Origin of the sequence: Actinocorallia aurantiaca (assembly GCF_039533685.1) — a bacterium.
Taxonomy (GTDB): domain Bacteria; phylum Actinomycetota; class Actinomycetes; order Streptosporangiales; family Streptosporangiaceae; genus Actinocorallia; species Actinocorallia aurantiaca.
Genome location: NZ_BAAATZ010000003.1, coordinates 207,674 through 220,915 on the forward strand (window position 1 = coordinate 207,674; position 13,242 = coordinate 220,915).

The 13,242-nt window shown below is 71.2% G+C and carries 14 protein-coding genes; 10 read left to right on the forward strand and 4 right to left on the reverse strand.

Annotation, left to right across the window (positions count from 1 at the left end; translation table 11 throughout):
• Positions 1-54: 54 nt before the first annotated feature.
• Both ABD327_RS04085 and ABD327_RS04090 read left to right on the forward strand, forming a co-directional pair.
• Positions 55-594: a PH domain-containing protein gene (locus ABD327_RS04085; protein WP_344448764.1), complete on the forward strand. Its 540-nt coding sequence runs from the start codon at positions 55-57 to the stop codon at positions 592-594.
• Positions 591-1,940 (forward strand): PH domain-containing protein, encoded by a 1,350-nt coding sequence (locus ABD327_RS04090; RefSeq protein ID WP_344448765.1) that lies wholly within the window; start codon positions 591-593, stop codon positions 1,938-1,940. Before ABD327_RS04085 ends, ABD327_RS04090 begins: the two co-directional genes overlap by 4 nt.
• 58 nt (positions 1,941-1,998) lie before the next feature.
• On the opposite strand, the gene ABD327_RS04095 is transcribed toward ABD327_RS04090, so the two are convergent.
• The 3 genes from ABD327_RS04095 to ABD327_RS04105 form a co-directional block, all read right to left on the reverse strand.
• Positions 1,999-2,289 (reverse strand): hypothetical protein, encoded by a 291-nt coding sequence (locus tag ABD327_RS04095; protein WP_344448766.1) that lies wholly within the window; start codon positions 2,287-2,289, stop codon positions 1,999-2,001.
• A gap of 280 nt (positions 2,290-2,569) precedes the next feature.
• Positions 2,570-2,866 carry a hypothetical protein gene (locus tag ABD327_RS04100; protein ID WP_344448767.1) on the reverse strand — a complete coding sequence of 99 codons (297 nt, stop codon included), beginning with the start codon at positions 2,864-2,866 and terminating at the stop codon, positions 2,570-2,572.
• Between the two features lie 281 nt (positions 2,867-3,147).
• Positions 3,148-3,435: a hypothetical protein gene (locus ABD327_RS04105; protein WP_344448768.1), complete on the reverse strand. Its 288-nt coding sequence runs from the start codon at positions 3,433-3,435 to the stop codon at positions 3,148-3,150.
• Positions 3,436-3,670: 235 nt separating this feature from the next.
• Between ABD327_RS04105 and ABD327_RS04110 the strand changes: the two genes are divergently transcribed.
• The 8 genes from ABD327_RS04110 (at position 3,671) to lysX (ending at position 12,162) form a co-directional block, all read left to right on the forward strand.
• Complete coding sequence (locus ABD327_RS04110) at positions 3,671-4,690, forward strand: SAM-dependent methyltransferase (protein WP_344448769.1); 1,020 nt, start codon at positions 3,671-3,673, stop codon at positions 4,688-4,690.
• A gap of 195 nt (positions 4,691-4,885) precedes the next feature.
• On the forward strand, positions 4,886-5,770 hold the full coding sequence (locus tag ABD327_RS04115; protein ID WP_344448770.1) for a Rossmann-like and DUF2520 domain-containing protein: 885 nt from the start codon (positions 4,886-4,888) through the stop codon (positions 5,768-5,770).
• Between the two features lie 55 nt (positions 5,771-5,825).
• Positions 5,826-6,665, forward strand: a complete 840-nt coding sequence (gene panC, locus ABD327_RS04120) for a pantoate--beta-alanine ligase (protein WP_344448771.1) — start codon at positions 5,826-5,828, stop codon at positions 6,663-6,665.
• The gene (gene panD, locus ABD327_RS04125; RefSeq protein WP_344448772.1) at positions 6,665-7,078 is read left to right on the forward strand and encodes an aspartate 1-decarboxylase; all 414 of its coding nucleotides are present in this window, start codon (positions 6,665-6,667) and stop codon (positions 7,076-7,078) included. Before panC ends, panD begins: the two co-directional genes overlap by 1 nt.
• A gap of 65 nt (positions 7,079-7,143) precedes the next feature.
• Positions 7,144-8,871, forward strand: a complete 1,728-nt coding sequence (locus ABD327_RS04130) for an L-aspartate oxidase (RefSeq protein ID WP_425547054.1) — start codon at positions 7,144-7,146, stop codon at positions 8,869-8,871.
• A gap of 82 nt (positions 8,872-8,953) precedes the next feature.
• Positions 8,954-9,835: a carboxylating nicotinate-nucleotide diphosphorylase gene (nadC, locus tag ABD327_RS04135; RefSeq protein WP_344448774.1), complete on the forward strand. Its 882-nt coding sequence runs from the start codon at positions 8,954-8,956 to the stop codon at positions 9,833-9,835.
• The gene (locus tag ABD327_RS04140; RefSeq protein WP_344448775.1) at positions 9,835-10,623 is read left to right on the forward strand and encodes a type III pantothenate kinase; all 789 of its coding nucleotides are present in this window, start codon (positions 9,835-9,837) and stop codon (positions 10,621-10,623) included. The genes nadC and ABD327_RS04140 overlap by 1 nt, the downstream gene beginning before the upstream one ends.
• 45 nt (positions 10,624-10,668) lie before the next feature.
• Complete coding sequence (gene lysX / locus ABD327_RS04145; RefSeq protein WP_344448776.1) at positions 10,669-12,162, forward strand: bifunctional lysylphosphatidylglycerol synthetase/lysine--tRNA ligase LysX; 1,494 nt, start codon at positions 10,669-10,671, stop codon at positions 12,160-12,162.
• A gap of 45 nt (positions 12,163-12,207) precedes the next feature.
• Here lysX and ABD327_RS04150 read toward each other — a convergent pair whose 3' ends face one another.
• Entirely contained in the window at positions 12,208-13,191 is a 984-nt protein-coding gene (locus tag ABD327_RS04150) for a LacI family DNA-binding transcriptional regulator (protein ID WP_344448777.1), read from the reverse strand.
• Positions 13,192-13,242 lie beyond the last annotated feature (51 nt).

Below are 13,242 nucleotides of genomic sequence, written 5' to 3' on the forward strand. Positions count from 1 at the left end.
GGTGCTGGTGGCTTTGATGCCAAAAAGAGGGTGTTTCCTGTTGACTGGGACGCGATGAACGAGCAGCCGCAGATCCTGCCTCCGCAGCCCTACCGCCAGCGCACCCGGGAGGAGGCGTTCGCGCCGCCCGAGGGCGCCCGGTGGTGGCGGGTGTCCGCCCGCTACAAATGGCACCGCCGAACGGTCGCGACGGCCGTCGCGCTGCTCGCGGGCCCGCTCGGCGCGTTCGTCGTGGCCAGGACGGGCGGAACGCCCGGCGCGCTCATCTGGGGCGTGGCGACGGTCCTGGCCTTCGTCCTGGCCTGGCTGGTGGCCGAGCAGGCCTACCAGGCCTGGGGTTTCCTGGAACGCGGCGACGACCTCGTCATCACCTCGGGGGTCTTCCAGCGCAGGATCGTCATCGTCCCCTACGCCCGCATGCAGTTCGTGGACGTGACGTCGGGTCCGCTGGAGCAGGCGTTCGGGCTGGCGACGGTACGGCTGCACACCGCGGCGGCGACGACGGACGCCTCGATTCCGGGACTGCCCGTCGCGGTCGCGGACCAGCTGCGGGACCGGCTGGCGGCCCGGGGCGACGAGGGGGCGGGCCTGTGAACCCCTACCCGTATCCGCCGCGGCCCTACCGCCCGGCGCCGCCGCCCCGGCCGACGGTGGAGGTGCACCGCCTGCACTGGGCCACCGCGCCGCTGCGTTCGCTGAACATCGTGGTCGTCTACTTCGTCCTGATCGGGATGTGGCTGCTGCTGGACACCTCCGGAGACGACTGGTTCACGCTGCAGCCCGCCCGGGTCCTGCTCTTTCTGCTGGTCACCCTTCCGGTGGCGCTGGTGGCGGGCCTGGTGGGCGTGTGGGCGTGGTGGTCGGTGCGGTTCTGGATCGACGGCGACGACCTGGTGGTCGACACCGGGGCGGTGCGCAGCCGGATCAGGCGCATCCCGCTGTCGCGGATGCAGGGCGTCGACGTGTCGAGCCCGCTGCTGGGCCGGCTGCTCGGGTTGGCGGAGGTGAGGCTGGAACTCGCCGGGGGCAGTTCGGCGGAGATCACGCTGCGGTATCTGGGCGGACGGCGGGCGCAGGCGTTGCGGGCCGAACTGGTGGCGCTGGCGGCGGGGCTGCCCGGCCACACTCCGGAGGCGCCGGAGCGGCCGTTCTGCCGGGTGGGGTTCGGGGCGCTGTTCACCTCGCTGGTGCTGCGGATCCCGGTGCTGCTGTCGTTCGCGCTGTTCGTCGCGCTGGTCGTCTTCGGGATCGTCGTCAAGGAGCTGGCGGTGCTGGGCGTGGCCATCCCGATCATGCTGGGCCTGTGCCGCGAGGTGATCGCGCCGCTGGTGATGTACGCCCGGTTCCGTTCGTCGATCTCGCCGGACGGCATCCGGCTGCGCTTCGGGCTGCTGGAGAGCCGGCTGCAGACGGTGCCGCCGGGCCGGATCCAGGCGCTCCGGGTGGTGGAGCCGTGGATGTGGCGGTACTTCGGCTGGGCCCGGGTGGACATGACCGTCGCCGGTTACGGAGGGGAGCGGCAGGCCCTGTCCTCGACGCTGCTGCCGGTGGGTCCGAGGGAGGCCGCCTTCGCGCTGGTCTCCGAGGTGTTCCCGGGGGTCTCGCTGGAGGGCGTCGCGTTGACGCCCGCGAAGTCGCGGTGGAGGGCGCGGGACGCGGCGGGCATCACCCGCGAGGCCTTCCTGTCCCGGAGGGGCAGATTCTGCCGGACGTGGGACGTGGTGGACTTCGCCCGGGCCCAGTCCGTCCGGCTGACCTCCTCGCCGGTCCAGCGGCTGCTGGGTCTGGGCACCGTCCAGGTGGACGTTCCGCCGGGGCCGGTCCAGGTGGCGGCGGTGGACTGGGACGTGGCGCGGGCCCGGGACCTGGTGGACGAGACGGTGTCGCGTGCCAGGCCGGCCAGGGCCAGGTCCGGTTCGCTGGAGCGCTGGGCGGGCTAGCGGGGACAAAAAGGGCCGGGGCCCCCGATGGGGACCCCGGCTGGAACCGCTTTGAGGATCAGTGGTGGAACTTGTTCCGCTCCACCTCGATGACGTCATCGTTCTGGCTGTCCTCGCAGGACGCGGTGGTCGGGCTCACGACCGGGATGAGCTCGATCGGGATCACGTTGGTGCCGCAGATGTTCAGCGAGAGCAGGTTGTTCAGGATGCCGTTGCCGTCGACACTGGTGGGGCTGATGACGTCCGGCCCACCGAAGTGCGGGTGCGGGTTGGCGTTGGCGGCGGCGCCGAAAACGCCGACCGCGGACAGAGCGAGCGCACCGGCCGCGGCGAAGTTCTTGAGCGTCATTAGGGGATCCTCCCTGTACGTTTGACGATGCCGGGGTACCTGCGCAGCAACCCCGGCCATACGTAGAGTAGTTATTCAGCTACTCACGGGTAGTGCGACCCCTAGTGACAGAGAGTTACCCGACCTCTATCCAAGCGTGACCGTTCCATGACTTTAAGTAGTCGACTTGTCTGCTTGTGGTGGGAGACCTGGGGTTATGCCAGTCGAGCCGATCGCTCGTGCATGTGGGGGAAGGCCGGAGCCCCCTGAAGGGCCCCGGCCGGACGAACTCGGGACGAGGTCAGTCGTCGATTTCGATGACGTCTTCGTTCTGGCTGTCCTTGCAGACCGCCGTGGTCGGGCTGAGTACCGGGATGATCTCGATCGGGATCACGTTGGTGCCGCAGATGTTCAGCGAGAGCAGGTTGTTGGCGATGCCGTTGCCGTCGACACTGGTCGGGCTGATGACATCGGGGCCACCGAAGTGCGGACCGCCGAAGTGCGGGCCGCGTGGGTGTTCGCCGGCGAGAGCCGGGCCGGCGGCGGCCATGACACCGAGGGCGAGCGCACCGGCGGCAGCGAACTTCTTGAGCGTCATTTAGGGGATCCTCCCTGTACGTTGACAACGCCGGAGCACCTGCGCAGCAACCCCGGCCATACGTAGAGTAGTTACTCAGCTACTCGCGAGTAGAGCGACCCCTGGTGACGGAGAGTTACTCTACTTGTGCGATCGGGTGACTCATTGATGACTCTAGGTAGTTACTTTGTCCGGGCATGCCGGTAAGGGGAGTGTCGCTGCGGTCTCGTTGGATTGCAGCGCATAAAAGGGAAGGCCGGAGCCCCCCGAGGGGGCTCCGGCCTGGCAGGCTGTGGGACTGGTCAGTCCTCGACCTTGATGACGTCCTCGTTCTGGCTGTCCTCGCAGATCGCGGTGGTCGGGCTGAGCACGGGGATCAGCTCGATCGGCACCAGGTTGGTGCCGCAGATGTTCAGCGAGATGGCGTTGTTCAGAATGCCGTTGCCGTCCACGCTGGTGGGGCTGATGACGTCGGGGCCGCCGAAGAACGGACCGTGCGGGTGCGGCTTCGGGTGGGCGAGAGCGGGGCCGGCGACGGCCATGACACCGAGGGCGAGCGCACCGGCGGCAGCGAACTTCTTGAGCGTCATTTAGGGGATCCTCCCTGGACTTTGACGACGCCGGGAATACCTGCGCAGCAACCCCGGCCGTACGGAGAGTAGTTATTCAGCTACTCGCGGGTAGTGCGAACCCGGGTGGCGAAAGGTTGCCTTAGTCATGACCAAGCATGACCATTTGATTACCTTGGAGGCTGAGCCTGTCCTCTTATGGGGGTTTAGAGAGCATCGGCTCCGCCCGGCCGCCGGTGCGTGCGACCCTGGTGGGGTGATCACCTGGCATGCGGCGATGGAGCGGGCCCTGTACGGACCCGAAGGGTTCTACCGGCGGGAACGTCCCGAGGCGCACTTCCGGACCTCGGTGCACGCCTCGCCGCTGTTCGCCCGCGCCCTGGCCCGCCTGCTGGAGGACGTCGACGTCCAGCTCGGCAGGCCCGGCCGGCTCGACGTGGTGGACATGGGCGCGGGCTCGGGCTCGCTGCTCGCCGGAATCCGGGAGGCGGTCCCCCCGGACGTGGCGCGGCGGCTGCGCCCGGTGGCCGTCGAGTTCGAGCCCAGGACGGGTCCGGAGGGCGTCGTCTGGGCCACCGAGCCGCCGGAGGGGATCGTCGGGCTCGTCGTCGCCAACGAGTGGCTCGACAACGTGCCGCTGGACATCGTGGAGTACACCCCCGAGGGTCCCCGCCTGATGCTGGTGGACGCCGAAGGAAACGAGCGGCCGGGACCCGAGCCCGCGGAGGCGGACCTGGCGTGGCTGGCCCGCTGGTGGCCGGAGCGCGGAGGCCGGGCGGAGGTCGGCAGGAGCCGGGACGAGGCCTGGGCCCGGCTCGTCGGGCGGCTGGAGGCGGGGGTCGCCGTCGCCGTCGACTACTCCCACGACGTGGAGACCCGGCGGCCCACTCTCGCCGGGTACCGCCACGGCATGGCGGTCTGGCCCGTCCCCGACGGGTCCTGTGACGTCACCGCGCACGTCGCGCTGGACGCCTGCGCGGTGCCCGGCCTGGAGACCGTTCTCATCACCCAGCGGGAGGCCCTGCACGCCCTGGGGATCAGCGGACGGCGGCCGGACAGGGAACTGGCGTTCAGTGACCCGCGCGCCTATCTCGCCGAGCTCTCGCGGGCCGGGGAGGCCGCCGAACTCACCGATCCGGACGGGCTGGGCGGGTTCGGCTGGCTGATGCAGGCCAAGGGCCCGGTGAGCCTGGAGCGCCACCGGACGCAGGGTGCCGCCGTCCCCCCGGAAGGCGGCGGGACGGCGGTCTTCGGGACCCCTGGAGTCGCTGGATGAAGTTCCGCCTTGGGCGCCTCCCCCCTGTGGATTGCGAGGAGCACCACCTTGTCCCGTGACACCCTCGAGGGGTAATGACCGTCGGGGTGACCATGTGGTGACCCTGAGTCAGGGGAGGCGTCAGATGAGCCGCTCCGCGACTTGGGTACCCTTGGCTCGCACCGTCCGGTACCCCTTTCGAGGACTGGAACGTTCATGGATCTGCCTACCCAGCGGCCGGGCCGGCTGAAGGTCGGCGTCGTCGGCGCGGGCCGGGTCGGCGCCGTGCTGGCCGCCGCCCTCGCGCGCGCCGGTCACCGCGTCGTCGCGGCGTCCGCCGTCTCCTCACGCCTCCGGGCGGAGGAACTGCTGCCCGGCGTGCCCTTCCTGGCTCCCCAGGAGGTCGTGGCCGCCGCCGACCTCGTCCTGCTGACCGTCCCCGACGACGCCCTCGCCGAACTCGCCGAGGGCATGGTCGCCGCGGGGGTCGGAGTCCAGGGCAAGCTCTTCGCCCACGCCAGCGGGCGCCACGGCACCGCCGTCCTGGCCCCGCTCGCCCGGGAGGGCGGGCTGCCGCTCGCTCTGCACCCGGTGATGACCTTCACCGGCCGCACGGGCGACCTGGAGCGGCTCAGCGGCATCTCCTTCGGGGTGACCGCGCCCGGGCCGCTGCGCCCGGTGGCCGAGGCCCTCGTGGTGGAGATGGGCGCCGAGCCCGTCTGGATCGAGGAGGAGCACCGCACGACGTACCACGCCGCGCTGGCGCTGGGCGCCAACCACCTGGTCACCCTGGTCGTGGAGTCCTGCGGCCTGCTGAGCGCCGCCGGGGTCGCCGAGCCCGGCCGGATGCTCGGCCCGCTGCTGGGCGCGGCCCTGGACAACGCGCTGCGCCTGGGCGGCCAGGGGTTGACCGGGCCGGTGGCTCGGGGCGACGCGGGCACCGTCTCGGACCATCTGGCCGCGCTGAAGGCGGTCGAACCGGACGCGGTGCCGGGCTACCTGGCGCTGGCCCGGCGCACCGCCGACCTGGCGCTGGACTCCGGGCTGCTCAAGCCGGAGGCCGCCGAACGGCTGCTGGGCGTGCTGGCCGACTCCCCGTGAACCGGGCGGCCCGAGTCCCGGCGCACCGGTGATCCCTGATTCAGGAAGGACCTCGATGATCGTTCATTCTCTCGCCGACCTGGCGCGCGCCCGCGGGCGGCTGCCGGGCACCGTCGCGTTCGTCCCCACGATGGGGGCGCTGCACGACGGGCACCGGGAGCTGATCAGGTGGGCGGGCAAGGACGCCGACCACGTGGTGGTCAGCGTCTTCGTCAACCCCCTGCAGTTCGGCGAGCAGGCGGACCTCGAACGCTACCCCCGGACGCTGGAGGCCGACGCGGCGATCTGCGACGCGGAGGGGGTGGCGATCGTGTTCGCGCCGTCCGTCTCGGACGTCTACCCCCGGCCGCTGGAGGTCTCCGTCAGCACCGGCCGGATGGGACGCATCGTGGAAGGGGAGGCCCGGCCGGGGCACTTCGACGGGATGGCCACGGTGGTGGCCAAGCTCTTCGGGATGGTCCGTCCGGACAAGGCGTTCTTCGGCCAGAAGGACGCCCAGCAGCTCGCGGTGATCCGCCGGCTCGTCGAGGACCTCAACCTCGGCGTCGAGGTCGTCGCGGTGCCGACCGTCCGGGAGCCGGACGGCCTGGCGCTCTCCAGCCGCAACAGGTTCCTCTCGGGCGAGGAGAGGAGCACGGCCCTCGCGCTCTCCCGGGCCCTGTTCGCGGGGCGCGACGCCGTGCCGGGCGGGGCGGAGGCGGTCCTCGCGGCGGCACGCCCCGTCCTGGAGGAGGCGGCGACGGCGGAGCCCCCCCTGCTGCCGGACTACCTCGTCCTCGCCGACCCGGCGACCTTCGACCCCGTCGAGCCCGGCCACCGCGGCCCGGCGGTCCTGGCCGTCGCGGCACGCGTCGGCGCCACCCGTCTGATCGACAACCTCCCCCTGGAGTTCTGATGTTCCGGACCATGTTCAAGTCCAAGATCCACCGGGCCACCGTCACCCAGGCGGACCTGCACTACGTCGGTTCGGTCACCGTCGACGCGGACCTGATGGAGGCCGCCGACCTGCTGCCCGGCGAGCAGGTCCACATCGTCGACATCACCAACGGGGCCCGGCTGGAGACCTACGTCATCGAGGGGCCGCGCGGCACCGGGGTGATCGGGATCAACGGCGCGGCCGCCCACCTGGTGCACCCGGGCGACCTGGTCATCCTCATCAGCTACGCCGCGATGTCCGACGCCGACGCGCGCTCCTTCCGCCCGTCGGTGGTGCACGTCGACGCGGACAACAGGATCGTCCTGCTGGGCGACGACCCGGCCGAGCCCGTCCCGGGCACCGACACCCGCCGTCCGGACCTCGTCCACTGACCCCGGGGGAATAGCCCTTCCCGGATTAGTGTCATACTGACGAAAACCCCCCGGAGGAGGGCGTCATGATCGACGAGCTGGCCGCCGGCACACCCGGCTGGACCGCGCGCACCGACGCGGTGGTGATCGGTTCCGGCATCGCGGGCCTGGTGGCGGCGATGCGCGCGGCGCGGCACGGACGGGTGCTGCTGGTCACCAAGGCGCTCCTGGACGCCGGGTCCACCCGGTGGGCGCAGGGCGGCATCGCCGCCGCGCTCGCCCCGGAGGACAGCCCGGAGGAGCACCTGGCCGACACCCTCACCGCCGGTGCGGGCCTGTGCGACGCCGAGGCCGTCCGCGCCCTCGTCACCGAGGGGCCCGACGCGGTGCGCAGGCTCATCGAGACGGGCGCGCACTTCGACCTCGCCGCCGACGGCACGGTCTCGCTCACCCGCGAGGGCGGCCACCACCGGCGGCGCATCGCCCACGCCGGGGGAGACGCCACCGGCGCCGAGATCAGCCGGGCGCTGCTGGCCGCGCTCAAGCAGACCGAGGGCGTGGAGGTCATCGAGCACGCCCTGGTGCTCGACCTGGTCATGGAGGGCGGCCGCGTCGCCGGGGTCACCCTGCACGTCATGGGCGAGGGGCAGCGGGACGGGGTGGGCGCGGTGCGGGCCCGTTCCGTCGTACTGGCCACCGGCGGGCTCGGGCAGGTCTTCTCCGCCACCACCAACCCGGTGGTCTCCACCGGCGACGGCGTGGCGCTGGCGCTGCGCGCCGGAGCCGAGGTGGCCGACCTGGAGTTCGTGCAGTTCCACCCGACGGTGATGTGGCTTGGCCCGGGGGCCACGGGCCAGCAGCCGCTGATCTCCGAGGCGGTCAGGGGCGAGGGTGCTCACCTCGTCGACGCCTCGGGCGAACGGTTCATGGTCGGGAGGCACGAGCTGGCCGAGCTCGCGCCGCGCGACGTGGTCGCCAAGGGGATCATGAACCGCATGCGCGAGACGGGCGAGCCGCACATGCTGCTCGACGGCCGCCACCTGGGCGCCCGGTTCTGGGAGACGCGCTTCCCCACCATCCTGGCCAGCTGCCGGGAGCACGGAATCGACCCGGTGACGCGGCCGATCCCCGTCGTCCCGGCCGCCCACTACGCCAGCGGAGGCGTTCGCACCGACGGGTACGGGCGCACGTCCATCCCCGGCCTGTACGCCTGCGGGGAGACGGCCTGCACCGGTGTCCACGGCGCGAACAGGCTCGCTTCCAACTCGCTCCTGGAGGGCCTCGTCTTCGCCGAGCGCATCGGTGAGGCCCTCGCGGAGGAGCGGGAACCGCTCGCCGACGGCGACGGGGCTCCGGCACGGCCGCGGAGGAAGGGCTTGCTCGACCCGTCCGTCCGCGGTGAGATCCAGCGGGTCATGAGCACCCACTGCGGGGTCCTGCGTTCGGCGGAGGGGCTGGCCGAGGCCCGCCGCCTCCTGGAGGAGCTGGGCGGGCGCGTCTGTGATGACCCGTGCGTGGAGGCGTGGGAGGCCACCAACCTCCACACCGTGGCCACGGCCGTCGTCGCGGCGGCCGAACGCCGTGAGGAGACCAGGGGCAGCCACTGGCGCGACGACTTCCCCGACCGCGACGACGTCCGCTGGCTCGGGCGGCTGAGCGGGCGGCTGGAGGCCGGGACGTTCCGGCTGGCCTTCGCCCTCGAGAGGCCCGCCCCCGAAACCCTCGCGTCCGAAGCGCCCGGATCCGAGGCCTCCGAGCGGCCCCGACGGACCACCGCCGCCCAGGCGCGTTCCGCTTCGGGCGCCGTCGTCTGACCGGCAGGATCAGGCACGCCCATCCCCCTGGCGAGCACGGCCGACGGGCCGGGCCGCGAGCAAGTGAGTGAGTGAGGAAACCATGACGCCCGAGCTGGCACAGCGGCTACAGGACCAGGGGCTCGACCCGCTGGCGGTGGAGAGCCTGGTCAAGGCGGCACTGGCGGAGGACGGCGAGACCGACGTCACCAGCGAGCCCATCTTCGATCCCGAGCAGGTCTCCACGGCCGACTTCGCGGCCCGCGCCGAGGGCGTCGCGGCCGGGCTGCTGGTCGCCGAGGTCGTCTTCGACGTCCTGATGGGCGGAGAGGCCCGGCTGGAGCGGCGTGTCCGGGACGGCGACCGCATCGGGAAGGGCGACGTGCTGCTGACCGTCACGGCCCCGACGGTCCAGCTCCTGCGCGCCGAGCGCGTCGCCCTCAACTTCATGACGCACCTGTCGGGTATCGCCTCCCAGACGGCACGGTGGGTCGAGGCGATCGAGGGGACGGGCGCCCGGGTGCGCGACAGCCGCAAGACGCTGCCGGGCCTGCGCGGGCTCCAGAAGTGGGCGGTCCGCTGCGGCGGAGGCGTGAACCACCGCATGTCCCTCGAGGACGCCGCGCTCGTCAAGGACAACCACGTCGCCGCGGCGGGAGGGGTCACGGCCGCGTACGAGGCCATCCGCGCGCGTTATCCCGAGTTGCACATCCAGGTCGAGGTGGACACCCTGGAGCAGCTCGAAGAGGCATTGACGGCCGGAGCCACCGACATTCTGCTGGACAATATGTCGGACATGATGATGGCCGAGGCCGTCCGGCTCACCGCCGGCCGCGCCAAGCTGGAAGCATCGGGAGGCCTGAGCTTGGACAGGGCCCGAGATGCCGCCGCCACGGGGGTGGACTACCTTGCGGTGGGCGGCCTCACGCATTCCGCGACGGCCCTCGACATCGGCCTTGACTTCCGTACCGCAGCGGGGACCTGATGCTTCTCACGATCGACGTCGGCAACACCCATACCGTCCTCGGCCTCTTCGAGGGCGAGGAGGTCATCGAGCACTGGCGGATCAACACCGATCCGCGGCGGACCGCGGACGAGATCGCCGTCGTCCTGCAGGGGCTGGTGAACCAGAGCCCGCTGCTGGTGGAGACCGACATCAGCGGCATCTCCCTGTGCTCCACGGTGCCTTCGGTCCTGCACGAGATGCGGGAGATGTGCCGCCGCTACTACGGCGACGTCCCCGCGGTCATCGTGGAGCCCGGAGTGAAGACCGGGGTGCCGGTGCGCATGGACAACCCCAAGGAGGTCGGGGCCGACCGGATCGTGAACTCGCTGGCCGCCATCCACCTCTTCGGCGGCCCGGCGATCGTGGTGGACTTCGGCACCGCCACGACGTTCGACTGCATCTCCGCCAAGAGCGAGTACGTGGGCGGGGCCATCGCCCCCGGCATCGAGCTGTCCATCGACGCGCTGTCCAAGCGCGGCGCCCAGCTGCACCGGATCGAGCTGGTGCGGCCCCGGCACGTCATCGCCAAGAACACCGTCGAGGCCCTGCAGTCCGGCATCATCTTCGGCTTCGCCGGTCAGGTCGACGGCCTGGTGGACCGGATGGCCGAGGAACTGTCGGACAATCCCGACGAGGTGAAGGTCATCGCCACCGGCGGCCTGGCACCCCTGGTGCTGGAGGAGGCGCGCAGCATCGACACCTTCGAGCCGTGGCTCACCCTGCACGGCCTGAGGCTGATCTACGAGCGCAACGTGGGCGGATCCTGAGGACGGCGTTCGCGCCGGTTTTCCGGGGTGGATAGCCTTGACGGCGTGAGCGAGCAGACCTACGAGGACGCCCCGGAGCAGATGCGTGTCCGCCTGGACAAGGTGGCGCGGCTCCGGGAGAGCGGTGTCGAGCCCTACCCGGTGAACTTCCCGCGGACCCACACCATCGCCGAGGTCCGCGGGAAACACCCCGACCTCGAACCCGGGACGGAGACGGGGGAGAAGGTCGCGATCGCCGGGCGGGTCATGCTCTCGCGCGTCGGCGGCAAGCTCTGCTTCGCCACCCTCAAGGACGGCACCGCCGAGATCCAGGTCATGGTCTCCCTGGCCGGGGTGGGCGAGGAGGCGCTGGCCGCCTGGAAGCACGACATCGACCTCGGCGACCACGTCGGCGTCGAGGGCGAGGTCATCTCCTCCCGGCGCGGCGAGCTGTCGATCATGGCGGACTCCTGGACGCTGACCTCCAAGTGCCTGCGCCCGCTGCCGGAGAAGCACGCCGGGCTCACCGACCCCGAGGCCCGGGTGCGGTACCGCTACGTCGACCTCATCGTCAACGACGAGGCCCGGAGGATGGCGCGGCTGCGCAGCGACACCGTGCGCGCGGTCCGCGACTTCTGGCACGAGGAGGGTTACCTCGAGGTCGAGACGCCGATGCTGCAGCCGATCCACGGCGGCGCGACGGCCCGGCCGTTCAAGACCCACATCAACGCCTACGACATGGAGCTCTACCTCCGCATCGCGATCGAGCTCTACCTCAAGCGGCTGGTGGTCGGCGGGATCGAGAAGGTCTTCGAGATCAACCGCAACTTCCGCAACGAGGGCGCGGACTCGACGCACAACCCCGAGTTCACGATGCTCGAGGCGTACGGCACCTACCTCGACTACAACGACATGGCCGACCTCACCCAGCGCATGTACCAGAAGGCCGTGGTCGCCGCGCTGGGACACTCGGTGGTCGTGCACGACGGCCGGGAGTACGACCTGAGCCTGCCGGTGTGGCCGCGGATCACGCTGTACGGCTCGGTCTCCGAGGCGCTGGGCGAGGAGCTGACCCCGCACACCCCGATCGAGGCCGTGCGCAAGCTCGCCGACGCCCGCGAGGTGCACTGGGACCCCAAGTGGGGGCAGGGCAAGCTGGTGCAGGAGCTCTTCGAGGAGCTCGTCGAGCACACCCTGAGGCAGCCGACGTTCGTCATGGACTACCCGCTGGAGACCTCCCCGCTGACCCGCCAGCACCGCGACGAGCCGCTGCTGACCGAGAAGTGGGACCTCATCGGCTTCGGCACCGAGCTGGGCACCGCCTACTCGGAGCTGGTCGACCCGATCGAGCAGCGCCGCAGGCTCACCGAGCAGTCGCTGCTGGCCGCCGGGGGGGACCCGGAGGCGATGCAGCTGGACGAGGACTTCCTGCGCGCGCTGGAGTACGCGATGCCGCCGACCGGCGGCATGGGTGCGGGGATCGACCGGATGATCATGGCCTTCACCGGCAAGAACATCCGCGAGACCATCCTCTTCCCGCTGGTCAAGCCGGGTTCCTGAGAACGCCGCGGGCACGCGGCCGGTACATGGTGCCGACCGCGTGCCTCAGCAGGCGGACTCGCGGACGACGAGTTCCGGCGTCAGCGTGACCTGCTGGTTGTCGATGCCCGCCAGCAGGAGCTCCGTCGCGGTGACGCCCAGTTCGTGCCGGGGCTGGCACACGGTCGTGAGAGGGACGACGCAGGTGGCCGCGGGGGCGATGTCGTCGTATCCGACGACCGCGACGTCCTGGGGGACCTTCACCCCGTTGCGGGTGAGTTCGTTGATGAGCCCGATGGCCAGCAGGTCGTTGGCGCAGAAGATGCCGGTGGGGAGCGTTCCAAACTCCAGGAGCCTCCGCGCCGCGTGCTGCCCCGCCTCCGCGGTGAGCTCCTCCTCGGCGATGGTGAGCACCTGCTCCGGCGCGTAGCCCGCCCGGGTCAGCGCGCGCAGCGCGCCGCCGCGCCGCTGCCGGACGGGAGGGGACTCCGGTTCGGCGGTGACGAACGCCACGTCGTGCCGGCCCAGCTCGATGAGGTGGCGCATCGCGAGCCTGCCGCCCTGGACGTGGTCGACGTTCACCGAGCACGCGCCCGTTCCCGGCATGCGCCGGTCGACCAGCGCCATCCGGACGTCCCGGGCGCGCAGCCGGGCGATGCGGTCGCGGTCCAGCGCGACGGGGGTGATGACGACGCCGGAGACGCCCTGCTGCTCCAGGAAGTCCAGCCGTCGCCGCTCCTTCTCCGGGCTGCCGTCGCTGGTGCACCAGATGAGGTCGTAGCCGCCGGCGTTCGAGGCGTCCTCGACCCCCCGTGCGAGGTCGGTGAAGTAGGGGTTGGAGATGTCCTCGACGATCACTCCGAGTGTTCGCCCCGAGCCCTTGCGCAGGGTCCGCGCCGCTTCGTTGCGGACGAAACCGAGTTCCTCGATGGCGGTGAGGACGCGGACCCGGGTGGCTTCGGCCACGACGTCTGGCCGGTTTAGGACATTCGAAACGGTCCCAACTGAAACTCCCGCGCGACGCGCAACCTCACGAATACTTGCTCGCATCAGTCCACTCCCCCCGAGTCGGGATGGGTTGTCGCAGGTTAACGGCTTTTC

Coding starts and splice junctions, on each gene's coding strand:
- ABD327_RS04130 (WP_425547054.1), top strand. CDS start 7,144: ATGATCGACGAGCTGGCCGCCGGCACACCCGGCTGGACCGCGCGCACC.
- ABD327_RS04085 (WP_344448764.1), top strand. CDS start 55: ATGAACGAGCAGCCGCAGATCCTGCCTCCGCAGCCCTACCGCCAGCGC.
- nadC (WP_344448774.1), top strand. CDS start 8,954: ATGACGCCCGAGCTGGCACAGCGGCTACAGGACCAGGGGCTCGACCCG.
- ABD327_RS04150 (WP_344448777.1), bottom strand. CDS start 13,191: ATGCGAGCAAGTATTCGTGAGGTTGCGCGTCGCGCGGGAGTTTCAGTT.
- panC (WP_344448771.1), top strand. CDS start 5,826: ATGATCGTTCATTCTCTCGCCGACCTGGCGCGCGCCCGCGGGCGGCTG.
- ABD327_RS04095 (WP_344448766.1), bottom strand. CDS start 2,289: ATGACGCTCAAGAACTTCGCCGCGGCCGGTGCGCTCGCTCTGTCCGCG.
- ABD327_RS04105 (WP_344448768.1), bottom strand. CDS start 3,435: ATGACGCTCAAGAAGTTCGCTGCCGCCGGTGCGCTCGCCCTCGGTGTC.
- ABD327_RS04115 (WP_344448770.1), top strand. CDS start 4,886: ATGGATCTGCCTACCCAGCGGCCGGGCCGGCTGAAGGTCGGCGTCGTC.
- ABD327_RS04100 (WP_344448767.1), bottom strand. CDS start 2,866: ATGACGCTCAAGAAGTTCGCTGCCGCCGGTGCGCTCGCCCTCGGTGTC.
- ABD327_RS04140 (WP_344448775.1), top strand. CDS start 9,835: ATGCTTCTCACGATCGACGTCGGCAACACCCATACCGTCCTCGGCCTC.
- panD (WP_344448772.1), top strand. CDS start 6,665: ATGTTCCGGACCATGTTCAAGTCCAAGATCCACCGGGCCACCGTCACC.